The sequence below is a fragment of the Methylorubrum populi genome, from assembly GCA_036946625.1.
Taxonomy (GTDB): domain Bacteria; phylum Pseudomonadota; class Alphaproteobacteria; order Rhizobiales; family Beijerinckiaceae; genus Methylobacterium; species Methylobacterium populi_C.
Genome location: JAQIIU010000002.1, coordinates 1,733,529 through 1,756,646, shown reverse-complemented (window position 1 = coordinate 1,756,646; position 23,118 = coordinate 1,733,529). Strand labels below are relative to the sequence as shown.

The 23,118-nt window shown below is 71.7% G+C and carries 20 protein-coding genes and 1 riboswitch; of the genes, 11 read left to right on the top strand and 9 right to left on the bottom strand.

The window, feature by feature from the left end; all coding sequences use genetic code 11:
- Nucleotides 1–206: 206 nt before the first annotated feature.
- The 4 genes from PGN25_10230 to PGN25_10215 all read left to right on the top strand — a co-directional run bounded on the left by PGN25_10230 (nucleotide 207) and on the right by PGN25_10215 (nucleotide 3,880).
- Nucleotides 207–1,367, top strand: coding sequence for a YihY/virulence factor BrkB family protein (locus PGN25_10230; GenBank protein ID MEH3117945.1), 1,161 nt, complete (start codon nucleotides 207–209; stop codon nucleotides 1,365–1,367).
- 289 nt (nucleotides 1,368–1,656) lie between these two features.
- Complete coding sequence (msrB, locus tag PGN25_10225; protein MEH3117944.1) at nucleotides 1,657–2,073, top strand: peptide-methionine (R)-S-oxide reductase MsrB; 417 nt, start codon at nucleotides 1,657–1,659, stop codon at nucleotides 2,071–2,073.
- Nucleotides 2,074–2,333: 260 nt separating this feature from the next.
- Nucleotides 2,334–3,395, top strand: coding sequence for a hypothetical protein (locus PGN25_10220; GenBank protein MEH3117943.1), 1,062 nt, complete (start codon nucleotides 2,334–2,336; stop codon nucleotides 3,393–3,395).
- Nucleotides 3,396–3,604: 209 nt separating this feature from the next.
- Nucleotides 3,605–3,880, top strand: a complete 276-nt coding sequence (locus PGN25_10215) for a hypothetical protein (protein MEH3117942.1) — start codon at nucleotides 3,605–3,607, stop codon at nucleotides 3,878–3,880.
- A gap of 21 nt (nucleotides 3,881–3,901) precedes the next feature.
- On the opposite strand, the gene PGN25_10210 is transcribed toward PGN25_10215, so the two are convergent.
- Together PGN25_10210 and PGN25_10205 are read right to left on the bottom strand one after the other, a co-directional pair.
- Nucleotides 3,902–4,825: a DMT family transporter gene (locus tag PGN25_10210; GenBank protein MEH3117941.1), complete on the bottom strand. Its 924-nt coding sequence runs from the start codon at nucleotides 4,823–4,825 to the stop codon at nucleotides 3,902–3,904.
- 518 nt (nucleotides 4,826–5,343) lie between these two features.
- The gene (locus tag PGN25_10205; protein ID MEH3117940.1) at nucleotides 5,344–6,435 is read right to left on the bottom strand and encodes a catalase family protein; all 1,092 of its coding nucleotides are present in this window, start codon (nucleotides 6,433–6,435) and stop codon (nucleotides 5,344–5,346) included.
- 475 nt (nucleotides 6,436–6,910) lie between these two features.
- Between PGN25_10205 and PGN25_10200 the strand changes: the two genes are divergently transcribed.
- Nucleotides 6,911–7,627 (top strand): MgtC/SapB family protein, encoded by a 717-nt coding sequence (locus PGN25_10200; GenBank protein ID MEH3117939.1) that lies wholly within the window; start codon nucleotides 6,911–6,913, stop codon nucleotides 7,625–7,627.
- A gap of 379 nt (nucleotides 7,628–8,006) precedes the next feature.
- Here the strand turns inward: PGN25_10200 and PGN25_10195 are convergent, their stop codons facing one another.
- The gene (locus PGN25_10195; protein ID MEH3117938.1) at nucleotides 8,007–8,378 is read right to left on the bottom strand and encodes a hypothetical protein; all 372 of its coding nucleotides are present in this window, start codon (nucleotides 8,376–8,378) and stop codon (nucleotides 8,007–8,009) included.
- Nucleotides 8,379–8,690: 312 nt separating this feature from the next.
- On the opposite strand from PGN25_10195, the gene PGN25_10190 reads away from it, so the two are divergent.
- Nucleotides 8,691–9,551 carry a C40 family peptidase gene (locus tag PGN25_10190; protein MEH3117937.1) on the top strand — a complete coding sequence of 287 codons (861 nt, stop codon included), beginning with the start codon at nucleotides 8,691–8,693 and terminating at the stop codon, nucleotides 9,549–9,551.
- Here PGN25_10190 and PGN25_10185 read toward each other — a convergent pair.
- A complete protein-coding gene (locus tag PGN25_10185; protein ID MEH3117936.1) occupies nucleotides 9,517–10,722 on the bottom strand; it encodes an aminotransferase class I/II-fold pyridoxal phosphate-dependent enzyme in 1,206 nt (401 codons plus the stop codon). The genes PGN25_10190 and PGN25_10185 overlap by 35 nt on opposite strands.
- A 428-nt stretch (nucleotides 10,723–11,150) precedes the next feature.
- A riboswitch (glycine riboswitch) is annotated at nucleotides 11,151–11,257 on the top strand.
- A 47-nt stretch (nucleotides 11,258–11,304) separates the two neighbouring features.
- Between PGN25_10185 and gcvT the strand changes: the two genes are divergently transcribed.
- From gcvT to PGN25_10160, 5 genes are all read left to right on the top strand, one after another.
- Nucleotides 11,305–12,483, top strand: coding sequence for a glycine cleavage system aminomethyltransferase GcvT (gcvT, locus tag PGN25_10180; GenBank protein ID MEH3117935.1), 1,179 nt, complete (start codon nucleotides 11,305–11,307; stop codon nucleotides 12,481–12,483).
- Between the two features lie 28 nt (nucleotides 12,484–12,511).
- Nucleotides 12,512–12,874, top strand: a complete 363-nt coding sequence (gcvH, locus tag PGN25_10175) for a glycine cleavage system protein GcvH (GenBank protein MEH3117934.1) — start codon at nucleotides 12,512–12,514, stop codon at nucleotides 12,872–12,874.
- 189 nt (nucleotides 12,875–13,063) lie between these two features.
- Entirely contained in the window at nucleotides 13,064–15,907 is a 2,844-nt protein-coding gene (gene gcvP, locus PGN25_10170) for an aminomethyl-transferring glycine dehydrogenase (protein MEH3117933.1), read from the top strand.
- A gap of 93 nt (nucleotides 15,908–16,000) precedes the next feature.
- Nucleotides 16,001–17,260 (top strand): adenosylmethionine--8-amino-7-oxononanoate transaminase, encoded by a 1,260-nt coding sequence (locus tag PGN25_10165; protein MEH3117932.1) that lies wholly within the window; start codon nucleotides 16,001–16,003, stop codon nucleotides 17,258–17,260.
- A gap of 561 nt (nucleotides 17,261–17,821) precedes the next feature.
- The gene (locus PGN25_10160) at nucleotides 17,822–18,220 is read left to right on the top strand and encodes a response regulator (GenBank protein MEH3117931.1); all 399 of its coding nucleotides are present in this window, start codon (nucleotides 17,822–17,824) and stop codon (nucleotides 18,218–18,220) included.
- On the opposite strand, the gene PGN25_10155 is transcribed toward PGN25_10160, so the two are convergent.
- The 5 genes from PGN25_10155 to rfbF form a co-directional block, all read right to left on the bottom strand.
- Nucleotides 18,195–19,124 carry an NAD(P)-dependent oxidoreductase gene (locus PGN25_10155; protein MEH3117930.1) on the bottom strand — a complete coding sequence of 310 codons (930 nt, stop codon included), beginning with the start codon at nucleotides 19,122–19,124 and terminating at the stop codon, nucleotides 18,195–18,197. The two genes, PGN25_10160 and PGN25_10155, sit on opposite strands and share 26 nt — an antisense overlap.
- The gene (locus PGN25_10150) at nucleotides 19,121–19,654 is read right to left on the bottom strand and encodes a dTDP-4-dehydrorhamnose 3,5-epimerase family protein (GenBank protein ID MEH3117929.1); all 534 of its coding nucleotides are present in this window, start codon (nucleotides 19,652–19,654) and stop codon (nucleotides 19,121–19,123) included. Before PGN25_10150 ends, PGN25_10155 begins: the two co-directional genes overlap by 4 nt.
- 166 nt (nucleotides 19,655–19,820) lie before the next feature.
- A complete protein-coding gene (locus PGN25_10145) occupies nucleotides 19,821–21,050 on the bottom strand; it encodes a class I SAM-dependent methyltransferase (GenBank protein ID MEH3117928.1) in 1,230 nt (409 codons plus the stop codon).
- A 100-nt stretch (nucleotides 21,051–21,150) separates the two neighbouring features.
- Nucleotides 21,151–22,245 (bottom strand): CDP-glucose 4,6-dehydratase, encoded by a 1,095-nt coding sequence (gene rfbG / locus PGN25_10140; GenBank protein ID MEH3117927.1) that lies wholly within the window; start codon nucleotides 22,243–22,245, stop codon nucleotides 21,151–21,153.
- Nucleotides 22,245–23,012 carry a glucose-1-phosphate cytidylyltransferase gene (rfbF, locus tag PGN25_10135; GenBank protein MEH3117926.1) on the bottom strand — a complete coding sequence of 256 codons (768 nt, stop codon included), beginning with the start codon at nucleotides 23,010–23,012 and terminating at the stop codon, nucleotides 22,245–22,247. The genes rfbG and rfbF overlap by 1 nt, the downstream gene beginning before the upstream one ends.
- Nucleotides 23,013–23,118 lie beyond the last annotated feature (106 nt).

Below are 23,118 nucleotides of genomic sequence, written 5' to 3'. Positions count from 1 at the left end.
AGGGCGCGACGCAGACCGGATGAGGCGCGCAGGCGATCCGACTCCATTCGCCCGTCCGACGGCTGCGCGCGACGCATGCGGCGCGCCAGCGCCTTGCCCGGCATCGGCTTTTCCGGAGGGTGCACCCGGCTTCGAGGGAACGGCCAAGCCTGACCGGCGTTTGATCGGGGTCAGCCCCAGGCGCCTGCGCCCGACCTCGCCGAACGATGCCGTCTTCCCCGCCTTCTCCCTCCCGCGTGCCCGCGGAGGGCACGGCCTCCGTGCTCTGGACCCTGATGATGGGCGCGGCGCTGATCGCGCTTGCCGCCGCGCCCCGGCGCCGGCCCGACGCGCCCGGCGAAGCGGCGCCGTCCGGGCCGGTCGGGGAGGGCAACGGCGGCGCCCGATCCCACGAGGGACGCTCGGCCCGCTGGGTGGCGGAAACGCAGCGCGATCGCGGGCGCGATGCCGACCATCCCGGCGAGATCCCGTCCACCGGCTGGTGGGACGTCGCCACTCGCGTCTACCTCGAATTCAACAAGGACCGGGTGCTCTCGGTGGCGGCGGGGGTCACCTTCTACTCCCTGCTCTCGCTGTTCCCGGCGATCGCCGCCCTGGTGACCTGCTACGGCCTGGTCGCCGACGTGAACGCGATCAACGACCACCTGTCGGCGCTGCACGGCGTGCTGCCGAGCGGGGCCATCGACATCATCGGCGAGCAGGTCAGGCGCATTTCGGCCAAGGGCGGCGGCGCGCTGGGATTCACCTTCTTCACCAGCCTGATGCTCTCGCTGTGGAGCGCCAACGCCGCCATGAAGGCGATGTTCGATGCGCTCAACGTCGTCTACGAGGAGGAGGAGAAGCGCAACTTCTTCTGGCTCAACGTCCGCTCGCTGACCTTCACCGCGGGCGCGCTGCTGTTCATCGTCCTGTCGCTCACGGCGATCGTGGTGCTGCCGGTGGTGTTCAACTTCCTCGGCTTCGGCGACGGGGCGCGCCTGATCGCCATGGCGCGCTGGCCGGGGCTGTTCCTCGTCCTGCTCGGCGGGCTCGCGGTGCTCTACCGCTACGGGCCGAGCCGCGAGCGGGCGCGCTGGCGCTGGGTCGGCGCGGGCAGCATCGTCGCCGGCCTGCTCTGGCTCGTCGCCTCGATCCTGTTCTCCTGGTACGTCGCCAATTTCGGCAATTACAACGAGACCTACGGCTCGCTCGGCGCCGTGATCGGCTTCATGACCTGGATCTGGATCTCGGCGACGATCGTGCTGCTCGGCGGCGAGATCAATGCCGAGATCGAGCACCAGACCGCCCGCGACTCGACCACGAGCCCGCAGAAGCCGCTGGGCCGGCGCGGCGCGCGCATGGCCGATACGGTGGGCGCCGCGGCCTGACGGGCGGGCATCCCGATCGATCGGACGACATGTCATACGACATCCGGTTGCTGACTTCGGCCTGTCCTGCGTCATCGCGAGGCGAAGCCGTGGCGATCCAGGGCGCGCCCTTTCCGGACCTGTCGCGCCCTGGATCGCTTCGCGGCCGCTCGCGAGGACGGAGGGTGGCCAAACCCGAAGCGATCAATCGGAAACGGTATCATCGGTTCTTGCGCGGGAGGGTCGCACTCGCGAGAAGCGGGGCTTGGCCCCATCTTGGCAAACGAGAAACGTACCGGAGGAACGCGACATGGCCGGATCCGACGTTGGCGGCGGCGATCCCGAAACCCGCACCGAGGCGGAGTGGCGTACGGCGCTGACGCCGGATCGGTACCGCGTGCTGCGCGAGCACGGCACCGAGCGGGCGGGCACGAGCTGCCTCAATGCCGAGAAGCGGCCCGGCACCTTCTTCTGCGCCGGCTGCGGCGCGCCGCTGTTCGAGACCGGCACCAAGTACGAGTCCGGCAGCGGCTGGCCGAGCTTCTTCGCGCCGCTGGAAGGCGCGGTCGAGACGCAGGTCGACCGCAGCCACTGGATGACCCGCACCGAGGTGCATTGCGCCCGCTGCAAGGGACATCTCGGCCACGTGTTCGAGGACGGGCCGGCGCCGACGGGCTTGCGCTACTGCATGAACGGCGTCGCCCTCGACTTCGAGCCCGAGGCCTGAATTCACGGGGCGAGCCGGCGAATTCCACGCCTTTTCGGCCTCCAGGCTTGCCGCATGGTTGTTTCGGGCTCAACACTTCGCCATGAAGGGCCGTGTGAAGAAGAGGTTAACGCCCCGGTCTTCGTGGCCCGCCCGCAACGGAACGGCGGGCGACCGCCGGTCTCGCCCGCGAGCGGCTCGGCGTTCGGGCAGGGCGTTCGACGGTCGAGTGTCCGGGGACGGTTCCGGACCGGGACAGGCCGACCTGCGGAGGGAAGTGAATGAGTGTCGTTCGCCGGTTTCTCGTGGCGCCCTCGCTGGTCCGCCTTCTGCGCAAGGAGCGCGGCGGTGCCCGCGTCACCGAAGGCTACTTCGCGCCGCAGGCCGGGCGGACCTCGTTCGTGCGGGTGCAGGGCGCGAACTGCTTCCTCGTGCTGATGACCGGCGGCGAGGGGGCCATGGCCGAGGAGCGCACGGAGGTGCCGCGCGCCCACGGCGAGGCGCTCCTCGACGTCTGCGCCGGCCGCGCGATCTACGAGCGTACCACGGTCTCGCTCGGCGGCGCGGGCGAGGCGCTGGTCGACCGCTACGTCCGCCCCTCGGGCCTCGACATCGTCAGCCTCGTCTTCCCCGATACCGGGGCCGCCCAGGGCTTCACGCCGCCGGTGTGGTTCGGTGCCGAGGTGACGGCGGACAACGCCTATGACGGTCAAGCCATCGCGCTCACCGGCATCCCGAGCCCGGGCGACATCCCCCTCGGCAACGCTGCCCTCGACGCGGTGCTCGATCTGATCGAGCCGCGCTTCGGCTCCGCCCGCCCGCCCTTCTCGCCGCCGAAGCCCTCGGCGCCGCCGCGCGAGGCCGGGATCCCGCCGCGCCCGGCCGAGGCGCCGAAGCCCGCCCCGGTCCCGGAGGCGTTGCTGGCCGCGGCCGTGGCGGAACCCGCGGCGGCGCCCGAGGCCAAGCCGGAGGAACAGGCTCAGTCCGAAGAGCCTCTCCCGGCCGAGACCGCACCGGAGCCCGCTTCCGAAGCGCCGAAGGACGAGGAACCCAGGGTCGAAGAGCCCAAGGCCGAGGGGGCTGCCGCCCCCGAGGCGCCCGCGCTCGAGCCGGAGGCCCCGCCGGTCGAGGCCGCTAGGCCGGAGGAGCCCGAGGCTCCGAAGCCGCCGTCCGCCGAGTCGGAGAAGCTGCCGCCGGATGCGCGCATCGACGACGTGATCGAGAGCCTGTCCAAGGCGCTCGGCGCCGCCATCCGCAACCCGCAGGAGCCGAGCCGCGACGAGGAGGTCGCCGAGGCCTTCGAGCGCTGGCAGGTCCGGCCCCGGCGCACGCAGCAGACCTGAGCGGCGCGGGCCGCCCGCGCAGGCATCGACGTCATCCGAAGCGCCGGCCTCCGCGGGGAGGCCGTCGCTTCGGCGTTTTTTACCCAAGTCGATGACGGCAAGGCGGCTTACCGGAACCGGAAAGGGCCAAGCTCCGTTGTGAGGCATCCGGCGACGATCCCGAGCGGATCGGGCCGGCAAGTCTCCGTTCCCAATGAGGAATCGCCGCCATGAAACGTCTCGCCATCACCGCTGCCGGACTGATGCTCTGCCTCCTGCCGCTGGCCGGCGAGGCCCAGGCCCAGGGCGTTCCCGGCGGCATGCGCCGCGGCGCGGCCGAGGGTGATCGCGTCGCCGGTCCGGTCGGCGCGGTGGTGGGCGGCGCCGTCGGCGGCGCGGTCGGCGGCGTCAACGGCGTGCTCGGCATCGATCCGGGCCGGCGCGCCTACCGCACCAACATGCGCTCGCACCGCCACCACCATCACCGCCGCCGTCACCACCGCTGAGGATGAGCGCGCGCGGTCGGGCTATCCCTTCCGCGCACGTCGGCGAACGAAGGAATCCTCGGCGAGCAGCGCGAGTCCCGAGGCTACGATGACGCCGGCACCGACGAGCGTCCAGGCGCTCGGCAGGTCGCCGAACACGAGATAGCCGAGCAGGACCGACCACAGGATCTGCGTGTAGATGAAGGGTGCGAGCAGGCTCGCCGGCGCCCGCGCATGGGCCAGCACCAGCAGCCAGTGCCCGATCGTGCCGAACAGCCCGACCGCGATCAGGAGGCCCCAGACGTTCGCCGTCGGCGGCGGCGCCCAGATCCAGGGCAGGAGCGGGCTCATCACCGCCAAACCGCCGAGCCCGGTGTAGAATACCGTCGTCGCCGTGGTGTCGTAGGCCGCGAGCTTGCGCGTCACGATCACGTAGACCGCGTAGCAGAGCATGGCGCCGAGGCTGAACAGGATCGCGGGCTTGGCCGCGACCGCATCGGGCCGCACGATGATGAGCACACCGACGAAGCCGGTCGCCACCGCCGCGAGCCGCATCCGCGAGGACCACTCGCCGAGCAGCGGCCCGGCCAGCAGCGCCACGGTGAGCGGTGCGACGAACTGGATCGAGATCGTCTCGGCCAGTTGCAGCGAGCGCAGTGCCAGGAAGTTGCAGGCGGTGGAGCCGAACAGCAGCAGCGAGCGCAGGATCTGCAGCGGCAGTCGGCGCGAGCGCGCCACGCCCGGCCGCGTCGCCGGATTGAGGAAGGCGGTCACGAGCGCGACGTTGACCGCGTAGCGCATGAAGGTGGTGAGCAGCGGGTCGACGCCGTGGGCGGCCAGGATCTTGCCGGTGGCGTCGAGGCTCGCGAAGAAGACCGGCGCGACGCACATCAGGGCGATGCCGCCGAGGCGCCGCGGGTCGCGGGCCACGGACTGCCCCGCCTTGGCGCCCTGTTTCGCGGACACGTTGTCGCTCCCGATCGTCCCTCGTCCGGATCGAGGCCGTAAACCAAGCCGGAGGCGCGCGCATCCCGCCGCGATGCGCAGGAGCGATGCACCGGCGCTGGAGCACGGCCGCGCCCGCTTCGGGAGCGCCGCCGGATGCCCGAGAGAAGGTTTTCGAGGGCCGCGAAAGTCTCATCCGGCTCTATCCGGCTCTTGTCGCGTTCTGGATGGCTTCGCCTCACGATGACGGAAGAGGCAGGACTCATACGACTCCGGTTGATGACCTCGGCCTCTCCTCCGTCCTTGCGAGGCGCAGCCGTGGCAAATCAGGGCGCGACCTTTCCGGATATGGCGCGCCCTGGATCGCTTCGCGGCCGCTCGCGATGACGGAGTGTGGCGAAACCCGAAGCGATCGATCGGAAACTGTATCACACCGTCATTGCGAGCCGTCAGGCGAAGCCATCCAGCGCCGCGGCGGCGCCGGAAGAGCCGTCCGGGCCGGGATGCGGTGAGCCGGGTCTTGCCGTGCCGACAGCGCTCTATCGGATTCCCGAAATCCCGCCCGGCTCGTGGATCGGGCAGCCGTTGCGCTCCGCGCGGAAGCCGGCGGAGGCCGGGTAGGCGGCCCGGCGCGCGCGCATGATCGAGCCGAGCGGCCGGTGCGCGGCGAGCGCGTGCCAGGGATTGAAGGCGAAGCCGTCGTCGATCCGGCGCACCTTCTCCTCGCTCCAGGATTCCTGGCGCGGCACGGTGAGGCGGGCGACGGCGACGTAGGGGCTCCGGTCCTCCGGCCAGGGTTTGGAAGCGTCCTCGACCGGCATCGTCTCCTCGTCGGTGCGCAACTGTGCCCGCAACTCCCACACGCCCCCGTGCTCGGCGAAGTAGGCCGACACCGCCTCGCGCAGGCCGTTGGGCCGGCCGTTGACGTCGAGGCGCGCGCCGGTGAGGGCGGTCAGTTCGGGCGAGACCGGCGCCACGGCGACCTTGGCGACGTAGTTGCCCCAGCGCAGGGGAACCTGGCTGTAGAAGGTCTCGCCGAGGATATGCGTCTCCGGGTGGCCGCCCATCGCGATCAGGGTCGGACTCTTGGTGCCGAGGCCCTCCAGCACCGTCTCGACCCCGCGCAGCACGGCCGAGAACGCCTTCTTGAACACCTGCGGCGTGTCGGTGGTGGCCGCGAGCAGCTTCAGGCTCTTCAGGAAGGCCGCATCGTCCGGTGCCGTGAAGGCCGGGGCGTTGGCCATCACGAAATCCTGCGTCGTGCCCTCGGCGCCTTCGAGACGCTCGCCCTCGACGCCGACGATCTTGAGGGCGAGGCCCCGCGGGGTCGAGACGCTGTCGTCCAGAATGTCGCCGGGATTGGTGGAGAAGCGCAGCATCGCCTCGTAGGAGCCGGGCTTTTCGAAGAGGCCCTGGGCCAGGTCGGGCGGGATCCCATCGAGAACCTCCAGGCGGCCGGTGAGCAGGCCGTGCGACTTGGCGTGCACGCCCCGCACCGCCCGGCCGTAATCCTCGAAGGTGACGCCCTGGATCTTCGCGAAGGTCGCCAGCATCTGGGCGTGGACGTCGGCCTCGTCGGTGCGCGGCTGCTCGACCGAGGGGTGATAGGGGATCGGCTTCGCAGCGCTCACGTCCGGACTCCGATGGAACCGCCGGCCCCCGGAGCGGGTCCAGCCTGGAACCAAACCAAGGTCGGACGCGGCCGTTCATCGGTGTGCGGTCACGCTTGCGCGAGCGGCCCGTCCAGGGGCGCGAGCCGGGGCTCCGGCGCGAGCGCCCCCGTCGCCGCGGGCCGCCGGGCCAGAATCTCGCCGCTCATGCGAGCGCCCCGCAGGCGCGCCGAGCCGGGCAGAGCTGCGCAAGCGTCGCAGGGGAAAGATCCTGCCTCGTACGCGTCTCCTCCACGTGAGTTGTTCTTGGTTGAGTTGTTCTTATAAATCCCACAATGTTGCCGGTGTGCCCGCTGCCCGGGCGGCCCGTCAATCCCGCGCCGCGCTCCGTTCTCTCGGGCAAATTGACCGTGGCCGGTCGCTTTCGGCGAGGCGCCGTCATGCAACCGTCATGCTCGTGCGACAGCGGAAGAGACCCGCCGAGACGAAGAATGCCATGCCCGGCCCCTTTCCCGTTCCCACACCCGAAGCCTTGAATTCCGGCGTCAGCCTCGTCGTCGCCTTCGGCCTCGGCACCCTGATCGGAGCCGAGCGGCAGTATCGCCAGCGCACGGCCGGCCTGCGCACCGCCGTGCTGGTGGCGGTCGGGGCCGCGGCGTTCGTCGACCTCGGCATGCGGCTGACCGGCGGCGAGGGCGCGACCCGCACCGTGGCCTACGTGATCTCCGGCATCGGCTTCCTCGGCGCGGGCGTGATCATGAAGGAGGGGATGAACGTGCGCGGCCTCAACACCGCCGCGACCCTCTGGTGCTCGGCCGCGGTCGGCGCCTTCGCCGGGGCCGACCTGCCGCTGGAGGCCGGCTTCGTCACGGCCGCGGTGCTCGCCGGCAACACGCTGCTGCGCCCGCTCGTCAACCTGATCGACCGCATCCCGATCGACGAAAGCGCGACGGAAGCGACCTACGAGGTGCAGGTGACGGTGGCCGCCGATGCCGCCGGCCCCGCCCGCGACCTCCTGGTCGAGCGGCTGGAGGCGGCGGACTATCCCGTCGGCGGCACCGAGGTGGAGGAGCGCGGCGAGGAGGCGGTCGACGTCATCGCCACCCTCACGGCGACCACGGTGCTGGCCAAGGATCTCGACGCCGTGGTCGCCGATCTGGAGAAGCGGCCGGAGGTGCGCCACGCGACGTGGTCGGTGCAGACGGGGGATTGAGGCGGCTCGACGATGGCGGCACACGCTTCCTTCCGCTCTGCCGGCGCGGATCGGAGCGGATGCCGGGACCTCGCCCTCGCTCGACGTGAAGGGCGGAGCGATCGTTGCCAAGCCGGTGGAAGACGCCTGTCTCCCCGTCCGCCGCCGTTACAGGCTCTCGGAGCTTCCCGTCGGGGCCGAGCGGCTTCCGGAACCGTATCGTGGTGTCCGGGGCGCGCTCGACGGCGATTCGGTCGGTGACGGGATCGGCTGACGGAACCGCCGCCAAGGCTTCCGAAGCGTGGCGGCATCGACTCGATCGACCCGAATCCCGTCGCCGGCCGGGACACACGCGATCGGCATTGCCGGCTCGTCCGAGGAGACGATGCGGGAAAAGACCTCAGCGCCGCGGGTCGAGGGGTCGGATGCGGCGCTCGACCACCACGGTCGGGCGGCTGCGGCGCTCGACGATCACCGCCCGCGGCGGGGCGCGGTTGGGGCTGCCGGCGGCGAGGATGCGCTGCTCCTGCGGACGGTGCGCGGGCCGCGCCGCCGCGGCCTTGGCGGCGGCGGCCACGTGCGGGCGCACCTCGTCCGCGCTCAGACCGATCAGCCCGCAGGCGATCTCGACCTGCTGCTCGACATCGTCGGCGAGGTCCTGGGCGGCGGCGACCGCCTCGGCCACCGTCGGCGGCTCACGCCGCACCCGGATCGGCGGCAGGTCCTGGAAGCTCTTGGGGCTCTTCTTCACGGTACGACTCGCGGTCTTCATGCACCGATCTTAGGATGGTCCGCCCGGTTTGTGCAGTGCACTCAAATCGGACGTGACGGACCGCCGGCCGCATGGCTTGCCGGGCGGACGCTCCCGCTCGTCGAGCATGCAGGATGCGCGCCGAATTTCTCGCGATGCCAGCACATTCGTTGGCACGGAGGCGATGCCGGCCTTCGCGGTGGCGGTCAAAATGTCGCGGCAGTGCAGCGAAGGGGTTCCTGCATCGCAGCCACGATCGGCAACGGTTCCCTGCGCGGGCCGAACGGATCGACCCGATTCCCGCCCCGATCCTGCGGCAGGCAACGCCTTGCGATGTCCGACACCTCCGATCCCCGCCTCCCGCCCGCCCGGCCCGATCTCGCCGACCTCCGCCTCCGGAGGATCGTCGCGGCGGAGCGCTACGTCGCGGGCGAGCCCGCCCGGGTCGTCGTGCCCTCCGCGCCCCTGCGGCGCGCCCCGTCCGCCGAGGCCGGCCTCGATACGGAGGCGGTGATGGGCGATGCGGTGACGGTGTTCGAGACCCGCGACGGCTTCGCCTGGGTCCAGATCGATCGTGATCGCTATGTCGGCTACCTGCCGGCGGCGGCGCTCGGCCCCGCCGACCCCGCTCCGACCCATCGGGTCGCGGCGCTTCGCACCTTCGTCTACCCGGCGCCCGACCTGAAGCGCCCGCACCTCGCCCATCTCGGCCTCGGCGCGGCCTTCGCGGCGGAAGTGCGCGAGGGCGCGTACTGGCGCCTCGCCCGGGGCGGCTACGTCTTCGCCGGCCACGCGGCGCCGCTCGGCGCCGCCGAGCCCGACTTCGCGGCCACCGCCGAGCGGCTCGTCGGCACGCCCTATCTCTGGGGCGGGCGCACCAGCCTCGGCCTCGATTGCTCGGGGCTCGTTCAGCTCTGCCTGGAGACGGCCGGGCGCGCTTGCCCGCGCGACGCCGACCAGCAGGAGCGGGCCCTCGGAGAAACCCTGCCCCCGGGGCTCGACGGCCTGCGCCGCGGCGACCTCGTGTTCTGGAAGGGCCATGTCGGGCTGATGCTCGACGCCGACCGCCTGATCCACGCCAACGGCCACCACATGGCCGTCGCGGTCGAGCCCCTGCGCGAGGCGGTGGAGCGCATCGCCGCCAGGAGTTTCGGCGCCGTCACCTCGATCCGCCGGCTGGCTCCGTCGGCCTGAGGCGGCCTCGGCCGGCCTGGACGCGCTCCGGCGCGAGTTCGGCCAGCGCCTCGGCCAGGGCATCGACCTGCCCCTCGTCGTGGACCGCCGAGAAGGCGACGCGCAGGCGGGCGGTGCCGGGGGCGACCGTCGGCGGGCGGATCGCGACGACGAGGAAGCCGCGCGCTTCGAGCGCCGCCGAGAGCGCCAGCGCGGCGTCCGCCGCGCCGACGAGGACCGGCACGATCGGGCTCTCGGCCTCGGCCAAGCCGAGCCGCGCGGTGAAGCGGCGGGCGAGCGCCAGCGGCCGGGCGGCGCGCTCCGGCTCGGACTCGACGATGTCGAGGGCGGCGAGCGCGGCCGCTGCGGACGCCGGCGGCAGGCCGGTGGTGTAGACGAGGCTGCGCGCCCGGCTGGTCAGCAGGTCGATCACGGGCCGCGAGGCGCACAGATAGCCGCCGTAGGAGCCGAGCGTCTTCGACAGCGTGCCCATTTCGAGCGGCGCCCGCTGGCCGGGCTCGACCACGCCGAGGCCGTGGGCGTCGTCCACCAGGGTCCAGGCGTCGTAGTCGTCCGCCAGCGCCAGGATCTCGGGAAGCGGCGCCCGGTCGCCGTCCATGCTGAAGACCCGCTCGGTCAGGATCAGCGCCCGCCGCGCCGTGCCGCGATGCTCGGCGAGCAGGGTCCGCAAATGCGCGAGATCGTTGTGGGCGAAGCGCAGGGTCCTGGCGCCCGACATCCTCGCCCCCGCGAACAGGCAGGAATGGCCGAGTTCGTCGATCAGGATCAGGTCGTCGCGACCGGCCAGGGCGGGGGCGATGCCGAGATTGGCGAGATAGCCCGAGCCAAAGACGAGCGCCCCATCCTTGCCCTTGTGGCGGGCGAGGCGCTCCTCCAGGGCCGCGAGCGGGGGCGAATTGCCGGTCACGAGCCGCGAGGCACCCGCGCCGGCTCCGTAGCGGGCGAGCGCCTCCGCGGCGGCGGCGATCACCCGCGGATCGTGGGCGAGGCCGAGATAGTCGTTGCAGGAGAACGAGACGAGCCGGCGGCCCGCCCGCTCCGCCGCCGCATCCGGACCGCGGGCGGTCGTCGCGAGGCGGCGGCGCAGGGCGGCGGCTTCCAGGCCGGCGAGTTTTTCCCGGGCGAAGGCGTCGAGGCTCCGGGACGGGGCATGAGACGGGTGATGGGCCATGGCGCCTGAAGGCGACGGTGCCGGAGGGATGTCAAGCCGGCGGAGGGCCGACGGCGGACAGGCCGGGCGAACCCGGCGCGGATCGGCGCGTTCCCAGGCCCCTGTGCTCGGGACCGACCGGATCGTATCCATGCCGCGCCGCTTCGCTTTCGCTCTCCTGCCGCCGGTCGCCGCGTGGCCGCTCGCCAGCCCTGGCCGGGCCGGCCCAATCCTACCTGTTCGGCGAACGGCGCTTCCGCAAAGCCTGCCGCCGGCGCAACATGATGCGCTGATCGTCACCGGCCTCTCCTTGCGCGGGAAAGCCGAAAGTGCGAACCTCGTCGGCGTCCGATACAGACGACACGGGAGAGCCCAGGCCGCTCGGAAGAGGGGTCATGGCGCCGTCGGAGCAACCACCCCCGGAAACTCTCAGGCACAATCACCGTATCGTTGGACAATCTGGAGAGAGGCGCCGTCCGGCGTCCACCGAAGGAGAAACCTCGCTCATCTCCGCGAGTGAGGGAAGCTCTCAGGTAAGCGCGACAGATGGGGGCACCTTGCCAGCCGGCCGGCGGGCAGGAACCGTCTGTCGTGGAGTGCCCGATGAGCCTGCAAGCTGCCGGGGCCGTGAGCCCTGCCGCCCCCGTTTCCGCTGATCCGCCGGCGCAGACGCCGCTGCACGCGCTCCACCTGCGCCACGGCGCCAGGATGGTGCCGTTCGCCGGCTACGCGATGCCGCTTCAGTATCCGGCGGGGCTCTTGAAGGAGCACCTGCACACGCGGGCCGCGGCCGGCTTCTTCGACGTGTCGCATATGGGCCAGATCGCACTGACGCCGCGCTCCGGCGACGGGGCGGAGGCGGCCCGGGCCCTCGAAGCGCTGGTTCCGATCGACATCCTCGGCCTTCCCGTCGGGCGCCAGCGCTACGGCTTCCTCACCGACGCGGCCGGCGGCATCCTCGACGACCTGATGGTCGCGCGCCTGCCCGACCGGCTCCACGTCGTCGTCAACGCCGCCAACAAGGCCGCCGATCTCGCGTTCATCCGGGCGCATTGTCCGGACACCCTCGACGTGGCGCTCGTGCCGGATGCGCTGATCGCGCTCCAGGGGCCGAAGGCGGCGGACGTACTCGCGCGCCTCGCGCCCGAAATCGAGGCGATGCGGTTCATGGATGTGCGCGCGGTCGCGATTCTCGGCACGCCCTGCCTCGTCAGCCGCTCCGGCTACACCGGCGAGGACGGCTTCGAGATCGCCGTGCCGGCCGATCGGGTCGAGGCGGTGGCCGAGGCGCTGCTCGCCGATGCGGATGTGCTGCCCGTCGGCCTCGGCGCCCGCGATTCCCTGCGCCTCGAGGCCGGGCTGCCGCTGCACGGCGCCGACATCGGCTCCGGCACGAGCCCGGTCGAGGCGAGCCTCGCCTGGGCGATCTCGCCTGCCCGCCGCCGCGGCGGCGCCCGCGCGGGCGGGTTTGCGGGATCGGAAAGGATCCTGGCGGAGATGGAAGCCGGGCCGTCCCGGCGGCGCGTCGGCCTGCGTCCGGAGGGCCGGGCCCCCGTGCGGGCGGATGCCCCGCTCTTCGCCGCGGAAGAGGGCGGCGAGCCGGTCGGCCGCGTCACCTCCGGCGGCTTCGGGCCGAGCGTCGGGGCGCCGGTCGCCATGGGCTTCCTGCCGACCGCGCTCGCCGCGCCCGGCACCCGCGTCTTCGCCGAGGTGCGCGGCCGGCGTCTCCCGCTCGCCGCCGCCCCGCTCCCCTTCGTCCCGGCCGGCTTCAAGCGCGGCTGATTTCCCTCTCGTGTCAGGAGCTCGAACCATGCTGCGTTTCACCGACGAGCACGAATGGCTGCGCCTCGACGGCGACGTCGCCACGGTCGGCATCACCGCCCACGCCGCCGAGCAGCTCGGCGACCTCGTCTTCGTCGAGTTGCCGAAGGTCGGCGCCAAGCTGGCCAAGGGCGAGGCGGCGGCCGTGGTGGAATCCGTCAAGGCGGCCTCCGACGTCTACGCGCCGCTCTCGGGCGCGGTGACGGAGGTCAACGAGGCGGCGGTGGCCGACCCGGCCTCGGTCGGCGCCGATCCGCAGGGCGCGGGCTGGCTCTACCGGCTCAAGCTCGACGACGCCTCCGCCATGGACGCGCTGATGGACGCGGCGGCCTACGCGGCGTTCGCGAAATAGGCGTCGGCCGGAGCCCTTCCCACCCGTCCCCTCATCCTGAGATGCCGGAGCGCAGCGGAGGCCTCGAAGGAGACCTCCGGAACCCGCCATGATCCCTGGAGCCCTCCTTCGAGGCTGCTTTGCGGCACCTCGGGATGAGGGGGATGGGAGGGACGAGGCGCGCGGCATCCGCCTTCGAAAGGCCTCCCCATGAAATACGATCGCCACGATCCCTTCGACTTCGCCGCGCGGCGCCATATCGGGCCGAAGCTCAGCGAGATCGACCAGATGCTGGAGACGGTCGGCGCGACATCGCTGCATGCGCTGATCGACGAGACGCTGCCGCCCGACATCCGGCAGGCCGAGTACATCGATTTCGGCGCCTCGCTCACCGAGCGGCGCTCGCTGGAAAAGCTGCGGGCCACGGCCGACAGGAACCGGCTGCTCGTCTCGCTGATCGGCCAGGGCTACCACGGCACGACGATGCCGCCGGCGATCCAGCGCAACATCTTCGAGAACCCGGCCTGGTACACCGCCTACTCGCCCTACCAGCCGGAGATCAGCCAGGGCCGGCTCGAAGCGCTCCTCAACTTCCAGACCCTGGTCTGCGACCTCACCGCGCTCGACGTCGCCAACGCCTCGCTGCTCGACGAGGCGACCGCCGCGGCGGAGGCCATGGGCATGGCGCGCCGCGTGGCGAAATCGGACGGGAACGCCTTCTTCGTCGATCGCGACTGCCTGCCCCAGACCATCGCCGTTCTGAAGACCCGCGCGGCGCCGCTCGGCTGGGAGATCGTGGTCGGCGATCCCTTTTCGGAGCTGGACCCGGCCGCCGTCTTCGGCGCGCTGTTCCAGTACCCCGGCGTGAACGGCGCGATTCACGACTTTTCCGAGGTCATCGCCGCGCTCCACGCGGCGGGCGCGCTCGCCGTGGTCGCCGCCGACCCGCTGGCGCTGACGCTGCTGAAGGCGCCGGGCGAGATGGGCGCCGACATCGCCGTCGGCTCGATGCAGCGCTACGGCGTGCCGATGGGCTATGGCGGCCCGCACGCCGCCTACATGGCGACCCGCGACGCCCACAAGCGGGCGCTGCCCGGCCGCATCGTCGGCGTTTCGGTCGATGCCCGCGGCAACCGCGCCTACCGGCTCGCGCTCCAGACCCGCGAGCAGCATATCCGCCGCGAGAAGGCGACCTCGAACATCTGCACCAGCCAGGTGCTGCTCGCGGTCATCGCCTCGATGTTCGCGGTCTATCACGGACCGGCCGGCCTGAAGGCCATCGCCCTGCGTGTCCACCGCGACGCGGTGCGCTTGGCCGCAGGCCTGGAAACGCTCGGCTTCAAGGTCGATCCAAAGGAATTCTTCGATACGATCACCGTCGAGGTCGGCCCGTTCCAGGGCGTGATCCTGCGGAGCGCCGTCGAGAACGGGGTGAACCTGCGCAAGGTCGGCACGGACCGCATCGGCATCAGCGTCGATCAGCGCACCCGGCCCGATATCGTGCAGGCGGTGTGGCGCGCCTTCGGCGGCGATCTCCCCTACGACGAGGCCTATCCCGAGCCGCGCCTGCCGGCGGCGCTGGAGCGGGCCTCCGAGTACCTGACCCACCCGATCTTCCACATGAACCGGGCCGAGAGCGAGATGACGCGCTACATGCGCCGGCTCAGCGACCGCGACCTCGCGCTCGACCGGGCGATGATCCCGCTCGGCTCCTGCACGATGAAGCTCAACGCCACCGCCGAGATGCTGCCGATCTCCTGGCCGGAGTTTTCGGAATTGCACCCCTTCGTGCCGGAGGAGCAGGCGCAAGGGTATCGGGAACTCATCGACGATCTCTCCCAAAAACTCTGCGCGATCACCGGCTACGACGCGATCTCGATGCAGCCGAACTCGGGGGCTCAGGGCGAGTATGCGGGTCTGCTCGCCATCCGCCGCTACCACCTCGCGCAGGGGGAGGGGCACCGGACGGTCTGCCTGATCCCGTCCTCGGCCCACGGCACCAACCCGGCCTCCGCCCAGATGTGCGGCATGAGCGTCGTCGTGGTCGGGGCGGATGCCCACGGCAACATCGACGTCGAGGACTTTTCGAGGAAGGCCGAGCGGCACGCGGACAAGCTGGCCGCGTGCATGATCACCTATCCCTCGACCCACGGCGTGTTCGAGGCGCGGGTGCGTGAACTCTGCGACATCGTCCACACCCATGGCGGACAGGTCTATCTCGACGGCGCCAACCTCAACGCCATGGTCGGGCTGGCGCGGCCGGGCGACATCGGTGCCGATGTCAGCCACCTCAACCTGCACAAGACCTTCTGCATCCCGCATGGCGGCGGCGGGCCCGGCATGGGGCCGATCGGCGTCAAGGCGCACCTGATCCCGTTCCTGCCCTCCGATCCGCGCTCGGGCGAGGAGGGCGCGGTCTCGGCCGCCGCCTTCGGTTCGGCCTCGATCCTGCCGATCTCGTGGAGCTACTGCCTGATGATGGGCGGGCGCGGCCTGACGCAAGCCACGCGGGTGGCGATCCTCAACGCCAACTACATCGCCAAGCGCCTGGAGGGCGCCTATCCGATCCTCTATGCCGGGCGGAACGGGCGGGTCGCGCACGAGTGCATCGTCGACGTGCGCCCGTTCCAGAAGAGCGCGGGGGTGAGCGTCGAGGACATCGCCAAGCGCCTGATCGATTGCGGCTTCCACCCGCCGACCATGAGCTGGCCGGTGGCGGGCACGCTGATGATCGAGCCGACCGAATCCGAGACCAAGGCCGAGATCGACCGCTTCTGCGACGCCATGCTGGCGATCCGGGACGAGATCCGGGCGATCGAGGAGGGGCGGATGGATCGGGCCGACAACCCGCTCAAGAACGCCCCGCACACGGTGCAGGACCTGATCGGCGCCTGGGAGCGGCCGTATTCGCGCGAAGCCGCCTGCTTTCCCTCGGGGTCGCTTCGCATGGACAAGTACTGGCCGCCGGTGAACCGCGTCGACAACGCCTACGGCGACCGCAACCTCGTCTGCTCCTGCCCGCCGCCGGAGGCCTACGGCGAGGCGGCGGAGTAGGGGCTTCCGCATGCGATACCCCTCCCCCCTCCGCGGGGGAGGGATCGCGGGCGCCGTTTGACTCCGCCGCCGCCGCCCCGCAATCCACAGCGCATGACCGGGCTCGACAGCCACCCTCTCTGGCGCCCCTACACCCAGATGAAATCCGCCGCACCGCCGCTGGAAGCGGTCGCGACGCGGGGCTCGCGCATCACGCTCGGTGACGGGCGCGAGTTGATCGATGGCATCGCCTCGTGGTGGACGGCGGTGCACGGCTACAACCACCCGCATATCGCGGCGGCGATGGCCGACCAGCTCGCCTGCATGCCGCACGTGATGTTCGGCGGGCTCACCCACGCCCCGGCCGAGCGCTTGGGCGCGCGCCTCGCCGCCCTGCTGCCGGGGGAACTCAACCACGTCTTCTTCACCGATTCCGGCTCGGTCGCGGTCGAGGTCGCCCTGAAGATGGCGGTGCAGCTCTGGCTCAACCGCGGCGAGACCGGCCGCACCCGCGTGCTCGCCTTCCGCGGCGGCTATCACGGCGACACCCTGGGCGCGATGTCGGCCTGCGACCCCGAGGAGGGGATGCACCGCCGTTTCGGCGCCTACTTGCCGACGCAGGTTTTTTGTGAGCTTCCACGCACGGCCCAGCAGGAAGCCGCCCTCGACGCGGCGCTCGCCCGCCACCGCCACGAACTCGCGGCGGTGATCGTCGAGCCGCTGGTGCAGGGGGCGGGCGGGATGCTGACCCATCCGCCGGAGGTGTTGGCTGCGATTGCGCGCCTCGCTCGCCGCCACGGCCTGCCGCTCATCGCCGACGAGATCTTCACGGGGTTCGCCCGCACCGGAACGCTGTTCGCCTGCGAGCAGGCCGGCATCGTGCCCGACATCCTCTGCCTGTCGAAGGCGCTCACCGGCGGCACGATGGCGCTCGCCGCCACCGTCGCGACCACCGAGATCTTTTCCGCCTTCTGGTCGGACGATCCCGCGGCGGCGCTGATGCACGGCCCGACCTTCATGGCCAACCCGCTCGCCTGCGCGGCGGCCAATGCCAGCCTCGACCTGTTCGAGACCGAGCCGCGCCTGACCCAAGCCCGCGCCCTCGCCGCGCGCCTGGAGGCGGGCCTCCGGACGCTCGACCGGCGTCCCGGCGTCCGGGCGGTGCGGGTGCTCGGCGCCATCGGCGCGGTGCAGTTCGCGAAGGCCCCCGATCTCGCCGACCTGAAGCGCCGGTTCGTCGAGCGCGGCGTCTGGGTGCGGCCGTTCGGCGACGTCGTCTACCTCACGCCCGCCCTCACCATCGACGCCGGCGACCTCGACCGCCTGATCGAGGCGGTGACGGCGGTCGTCGCCGAGACCAGGGCCATCGCTTGAAGCGATGGCCCTGGTTTTCTTGGCCCGCCTCATACCGTTTCCGATTGATCGCTTCGGGTTTGGCCCCCCTCCGTCATCGCGAGCGGCCGCGAAGCGATCCAGGGCGCGACAGGTCCGGAAAGGGCGCGCCCTGGATCGCCACGGCTTCGCCTCGCGATGACGCAGGACAGGCCGAAGTCATCGACCGGATATCGTATCAGTCGCCGGCGCCCGCCTCCGCGGACATCTCGGCCCCTTGGGCTTTCGCTCCGCTCGATGCTTCTCAGGACCAGGGTCCTGAGAAGCCCGCTCCGCGCGGCGCTCTTGGTCGTGTCCCTTGGCGCCGCGAAGCCGCTCAGGCGGCTTCGAGCGATGGCTCTGTCGCCGAGACCGCGAGGGGTTGACCCGGCCGATCCCTCAAGGGAGCCTGCAGGAATCCGCCGGGGAAGCCTTTGCAGGGACCCTGCAACCCGCAGCGGGGTTTCTCGTTGGATCATCGCGGCGGCGCGACGGTTTCCGGACCGGGAAACCGTCAAGCCGGTGAAGAACTTGGGTCGGTGGGACAATCGGGGAGAGCCGAAGGTGGCGAGCGAGACCGAGACGACGAATCCGGAAGCCGACCGTCCCGTCATCCTCCTCGTCGAGGACGAGGCCCTGACCATCATGGATCTCGGCGACGTGCTGGAAGAGGGCGGCTACGACACCCTGCAATGCGCGTCCGCCGAGCGGGCGCTGTCGATCCTTCAGGCCCGGCCCGACATCTGCGGCCTCGTGACCGACGTGCAGCTCTCGGGCCGCGTCGACGGGTTCGAACTCGCCACCTCCGTCGCCCAGGCCCGGCCGACCCTGCCGATCCTGATCGTGTCCGGCCGCGCCTCGCCCGATCCCGAGCGCATGCCGCAGGGCGCCGCGTTCATCGCGCGCCCCTGCGCGGGCGAGGACATCCTGGCCCGGCTCAAGGGGCTGATGCCGCATTGCTGAGCGCCCCGCGCCAGCCCTCGACCGTCTCGCTCAGGCCGCCCTCCAAGCCGTAGCGTGCGCAGAAGCCGACGTCCTCCGTCAGGCGGCGGATGTCGGCCTCGATGCAGGCCGGTTCGGTGGGGGCGAGCGGACGGGCGCCGAAGTCGATCAGGTCGGGGCGGCCGGTCAGCGCGCCGATCGTTTCCAGGACCTTTCGCACGGGCACGGCTTCGCCCGAGCCGATGTTGACCGGCCCTTCGACGGCCGCGTCGAGCAGGGCCGCGAAGGCGGCGCCCGCATCGGCGACATGGAGAAAGTCGCGCCGCTGCCGGCCCTCGCTGGTGGCGAGGCGCCGGTCCGCGAGCAGCGCCCGCGCCGCGTCGCCGACGAGCCGGCCCGTTGTCTCGCCCGGGCCGTAGAGGTAGAACAGCCGCCCCCAGGCCAGCGAGAGGCCGGCGGTCGCGGCGTAGGCTTGCAGGATGCGGCGCAGGCCGTCCTTGGCGGCTCCGTAGAGCGTCGTGGGGTTGCAGAGGGCGGATTCCGACAAGCGGCCGTCGGCGATGCCCGGCATTCCCGTCCAATCATACTCCGCGCAGGTGCCCGCCACGACCGCGCGGGCACCGCCCGCCTCGCGAAACGCCCGCACGAGGTCGAGGCTCGCGGCCGTCCAGGCGAGGTTGTCCGGCGATTGCCGGTAGCGGCCGGGCTCGGTCACCCAGGCGAGGTGGAGGAGGTGGCTCGCGCCGAGCCCCCACACGGCGGCGCGGCGCTGGCCTTCATCGAGCAGGTCGGCGGCGCGGAAGGCGTGCACCCCCTCCGGCCGGGTTCGCCCGACCGCGTGGATCTCGAAGCCGCGGGCGGCGAGCGCAGCCACCGCGTGGCGGCCGACGAAGCCGGCCCCGCCGGTGACGAGGACGCGCTTCACCGCCCCGCCCAATCGGGGAGGGCGAGGTCGCGGGCCGAGATCACGGTCACCGGCTCGGGCCACGCGAGGGCGAAGGCGGGATCGTCCCAGCGCACGCCGTCGGCGGCGGCGGCCACGAACGGCCGGTCGATCATGTAGAGCACTTCCGTATCGTCGGAGAGCGTCTGGAAGCCGTGGGCGAGGCCCGCCGGGACGTAGAGGGCGTCGCGGTTCCGCGCCGAAAGCGTCACGTGGGCGGTGCGCAGGTAGGTCGGCGAGTCGGGCCGCAGGTCCACCACCGCGTCGTGGATCGCGCCGGCCGTGCAGCGCACGAGCTTCGTCTCGGCATGGGGCTCACGGGAAAAGTGCATCCCGCGCACGGTCCCGCGGCGATGGTTGAACGACACGCTCGACTGCGCGAGGCGCCCGATCAGCCCGCGCTCGGAAAATTCCTCCTCGCAGTGGGTGCGGGCGAAGAAGCCGCGCTCGTCCGCGTGCGGTTCGGGCCGGACGCGGAACAGGCCGGGCAGCGCGCGTTCCTCGAAGATCATGAGGCTCTCGGACCGTGGCGGCCCATAAGAGAGCCTTTCGTCCAGGCTGCCGCCGTCATTGCGAGGCGGAGCCGAAGCGATCCGGCACCGCCGCCTTCTCCGGAGAGGGCGAGCCCCTGGATCGCTTCGCTCACGCTCGCGATGACGGGATGGTCGGACAGGACCATCAGAACACCGTCAGTTCGGGGATCGCCACGGCGAAGCGGCCGCCCCATGCGCGGATCGCCGCCATCTCGCCGGCGATCTCGTCCTTGAGGTTCCAGGGCAGGATCAGCACCGTGTCGGGGCGCATCGCCAGCAGGTCGTCGGGCGGGACCACGGGGATGCGGCTGCCGGGCAGCCACGTGCCCTGCTTGTGCGGCGAGCGGTCGGCGACGGCGCGGATCAGTTCCGGGCCGATGCCGCAAGAGTTGAGGAAGGTGTTGCCCTTGGCCGCCGCGCCGTAGGCGCAGACCGTGCGGCCCGCCGCCCGCTCCTCGATCAGGAAGCGCAAGGCCGCGCATTTGATGTCGGCCACCGCCGTCCCGAAGCCGTCGTAGCCGGACGGGTCGAACAGGTTGGCGCCCCACTCGCCGAGCACCACGCGCTCCAGCGCCGGGGTCGGCCGGTGCGGGGCCGCCTCGTGGCAGGCGAAGACGCGCAGCGAGCCGCCGTGGGTCGGCCATTCCTCGACGTCGAACACCCGCAGGCCCTGCCGGCGCAGGATGCCGATCACCACGCCGAGGGAGAGGTAGGAGAAGTGCTCGTGGTAGATCGTGTCGAACTGCCGCCTCTCGATCATCCGCAGGAGGTGCGGGAACTCGAAGGTCGCCACGCCCTCCGGCTTCAGGATCTCGGCGAAGCCCGCGGCGAAGTCGAGGATGTCGGGCACGTGGGCGAGCACGTTGTTGGCCGCAGTCAGGTCGGCCATGTGGCCCGCTGCGGCGAGCCGCCGGGCGGTGTCGCGGCCGAAGAAGGCGACCTCCGTCGGCACGCCGCGCTCGACCGCCGCGCGCGCGACGTTGGCCGCCGGCTCGACGCCGAGCGCCGGTACGCCGCGGGCGACGAAGTATTGCAGCAGGGAGCCGTCGTTGCTCGCGACCTCGACGACCTTGCTGTCCGGCCCGAGGCCGAAGCGCTCGATCATCGCGGAAACGTAGCCTTCCGCGTGCCGCAGCCAGCCCGCCGAGAAGCCGGAGAAGTAGGCGTAATCCGAAAAGATCGCCTCGGGGCTCTCGAAGGCTTCGAGCTGCACCAGCCAGCAGGCGTCGCAGACATAGGCGTGGAGCGGGTGGAAGACCTCGCCCCGGTGGCGCCGCTCGGGCGTGACGTAGGAATTGGCGAGCGGCGAGAGGCCGAGATCGCAGAAGGTCCGGGTGAGGGCGGCGCCGCAGGCGCGGCAGGTCGGACGGGTCATACGGATTCCGACAAGTCGAAGCGAACTCGGCCGGCGCCTCCCTCTCCCCGCACGCGGGGCGAGGGGATGTGCGAGCACGCGAAGCGACCGGCAAATGGTATCACTGGAGCGCTCCCTGCCGTCCCAACGCCTCGTAGCGCGCGATCTCGGTCTCGACCAGGGCCCTCGGATCGGCGCCGGCGGCGACCGCGCGATACCATGCGGCGGTCCAGTCGAGCGCCGCGTCGAGGGTGAGCCGCCGGTCCCAGCCGAGCCGGGCGCGGGCCTTGGAGGCATCGACCTTGAGATAGGTCGCCTCGTGCGGGTGGGGCTTTTGCGAGAGATGCCAGGCGGCCCCGTCGCCCCAGCCCGCCGCCAGCCGCGCGACGAGGTCCGAGACCGGGCGGCAATCCTCGTCCGCCGGCCCGAAGTTCCAGCCCTCCGCGAAGGCCGCGCCGTCCGCGCCCGCGAGGCACTCGGCAAGCCGCAGGTAGCCGGCGAGCGGCTCCAGCACGTGCTGCCAGGGGCGGATCGCGTGGGGCGCGCGGATCTCGACCGATTCACCCGCCTCGAACGCGCGCACGATGTCGGGGATCAGCCGGTCGAGGGACCGGTCGCCGCCGCCGATGACGTTGCCCGCCCGGGCGCTGGCGATCCGCGCCGGATGGCCGCCCGCGCCGAAGAACGAGGCGCGGTAGGCGCTCGTGACGAGTTCGGCGCAGCCCTTCGAGGCGCTGTAGGGATCGCGCCCGCCCATCGCCTCGGTCTCGCGGTAGGCGTAGGGCCATTCGCGATTCTCGTAGGCCTTGTCGCTCGTCACCACGACGATGGCGCGCACGCCGGGCGCCGCCCGCACCGCTTCCAGCAGGTGGACGGTGCCCATGGTGTTGACCGCGAACGTGCCGACCGGGTCGGCATAGGAGGGCCGCACCAGGGCCTGGGCCGCCATGTGGATGACGATCTCGGGCTCGGACGCCGCGACCGCGTCCGCGATGGCGCGGGCGTCGCGGATGTCGCCGATGCGCGAGGCCCGCAATGGGAAGCCGATCGCCTCGAACAGGTTCGGCCGGGTCTCGGGGCTCAGGGCGAAGCCCGTGACGCGGGCGCCGAGCCGCGCCAGCCACAGGCTCAGCCACGCGCCTTTGAAGCCGGTATGGCCGGTCAGCAGGACAGGCCGCCCGGCCCAGAAGGCGGGATCGGGGTTGAGCGCACCCATCACCACACCTTCCACGGGGCGTCACCTCGGGCCCAGAGTTCTTCGAGGTGCTTCTTGTCGCGCAAGGTGTCCATCGCCTGCCAGAAGCCGGTGTGATGGTAGGCGTGGAGCTGCCCCTCGCGGGCGAGGCGCTCCAGCGGCTCGTTCTCCCACACGGTGGCGTCGCCCTCGATCCGATCGAGCACACGCGGCGAGAGCACGAAGAAGCCGCCGTTGACGGTCGCCCCGTCGCCCGCCGGCTTCTCGCGGAAGCTGCGGACCGAATCGCCGTCGAGGTCGAGCGCGCCGAAGCGGCCCGGCGGCACCACCGCCGTCAGGGTGGCGAGGCGCCCGTGCGCCCGGTGGAAGCGGCTGAGCGCGGTGAGGTCGATGTCGGCGACGCCGTCGCCGTAGGTCATGAAGAAATCGTCCTCGCCGAGGTAGTCGCGCACGCGCTTGAGCCGCCCGCCGGTCATGGTGGCGTCGCCGGTCTCGATCAGCGAGACCTTCCAGTCCTCGGCGGCCGAGCGGTGGAACTGCACGTCGCCCCGGCCGAGGTCGAGCGTGACGTCGCTCAGGTGCAGGCGGTAGTTGAGGAAGAACTCCTTGATGACGTAGCCCTTGTAGCCGAGGCAGATCACGAACTCGCTCACGCCGTGGGCGGCGAAGATCTGCATGATGTGCCAGAGGATCGGCCGTCCGCCGATCTCCAGCATGGGCTTGGGGCGCACCACGGTCTCCTCCGAGAGCCGCGTGCCGAGTCCGCCCGCCAGGATCACGGCCTTCACGGGCGGTCTCCGATGCGAGAGAAGGGCGGCGCCGTCGTGCCGCCGGATGGCTTCGGCCCCGCCTCGCAATGACGGAGAAGCGGACCCACCCCGTCATTGCGAGCCG

What these genes read in the sequence shown, in the direction of transcription:
- gcvH (MEH3117934.1), top strand. Translation starts at nt 12,512, where the DNA reads ATGCTGCGTTTCACCGACGAGCACGAATGGCTGCGCCTCGACGGCGAC.
- PGN25_10185 (MEH3117936.1), bottom strand. Translation starts at nt 10,722, where the DNA reads ATGGCCCATCACCCGTCTCATGCCCCGTCCCGGAGCCTCGACGCCTTC.
- PGN25_10150 (MEH3117929.1), bottom strand. Translation starts at nt 19,654, where the DNA reads ATGATCTTCGAGGAACGCGCGCTGCCCGGCCTGTTCCGCGTCCGGCCC.
- PGN25_10190 (MEH3117937.1), top strand. Translation starts at nt 8,691, where the DNA reads ATGTCCGACACCTCCGATCCCCGCCTCCCGCCCGCCCGGCCCGATCTC.
- msrB (MEH3117944.1), top strand. Translation starts at nt 1,657, where the DNA reads ATGGCCGGATCCGACGTTGGCGGCGGCGATCCCGAAACCCGCACCGAG.
- PGN25_10145 (MEH3117928.1), bottom strand. Translation starts at nt 21,050, where the DNA reads ATGACCCGTCCGACCTGCCGCGCCTGCGGCGCCGCCCTCACCCGGACC.
- PGN25_10215 (MEH3117942.1), top strand. Translation starts at nt 3,605, where the DNA reads ATGAAACGTCTCGCCATCACCGCTGCCGGACTGATGCTCTGCCTCCTG.
- PGN25_10200 (MEH3117939.1), top strand. Translation starts at nt 6,911, where the DNA reads ATGCCCGGCCCCTTTCCCGTTCCCACACCCGAAGCCTTGAATTCCGGC.
- PGN25_10230 (MEH3117945.1), top strand. Translation starts at nt 207, where the DNA reads ATGCCGTCTTCCCCGCCTTCTCCCTCCCGCGTGCCCGCGGAGGGCACG.
- gcvP (MEH3117933.1), top strand. Translation starts at nt 13,064, where the DNA reads ATGAAATACGATCGCCACGATCCCTTCGACTTCGCCGCGCGGCGCCAT.
- rfbG (MEH3117927.1), bottom strand. Translation starts at nt 22,245, where the DNA reads ATGGGTGCGCTCAACCCCGATCCCGCCTTCTGGGCCGGGCGGCCTGTC.
- PGN25_10195 (MEH3117938.1), bottom strand. Translation starts at nt 8,378, where the DNA reads ATGAAGACCGCGAGTCGTACCGTGAAGAAGAGCCCCAAGAGCTTCCAG.
- PGN25_10220 (MEH3117943.1), top strand. Translation starts at nt 2,334, where the DNA reads ATGAGTGTCGTTCGCCGGTTTCTCGTGGCGCCCTCGCTGGTCCGCCTT.
- gcvT (MEH3117935.1), top strand. Translation starts at nt 11,305, where the DNA reads ATGAGCCTGCAAGCTGCCGGGGCCGTGAGCCCTGCCGCCCCCGTTTCC.
- PGN25_10165 (MEH3117932.1), top strand. Translation starts at nt 16,001, where the DNA reads ATGACCGGGCTCGACAGCCACCCTCTCTGGCGCCCCTACACCCAGATG.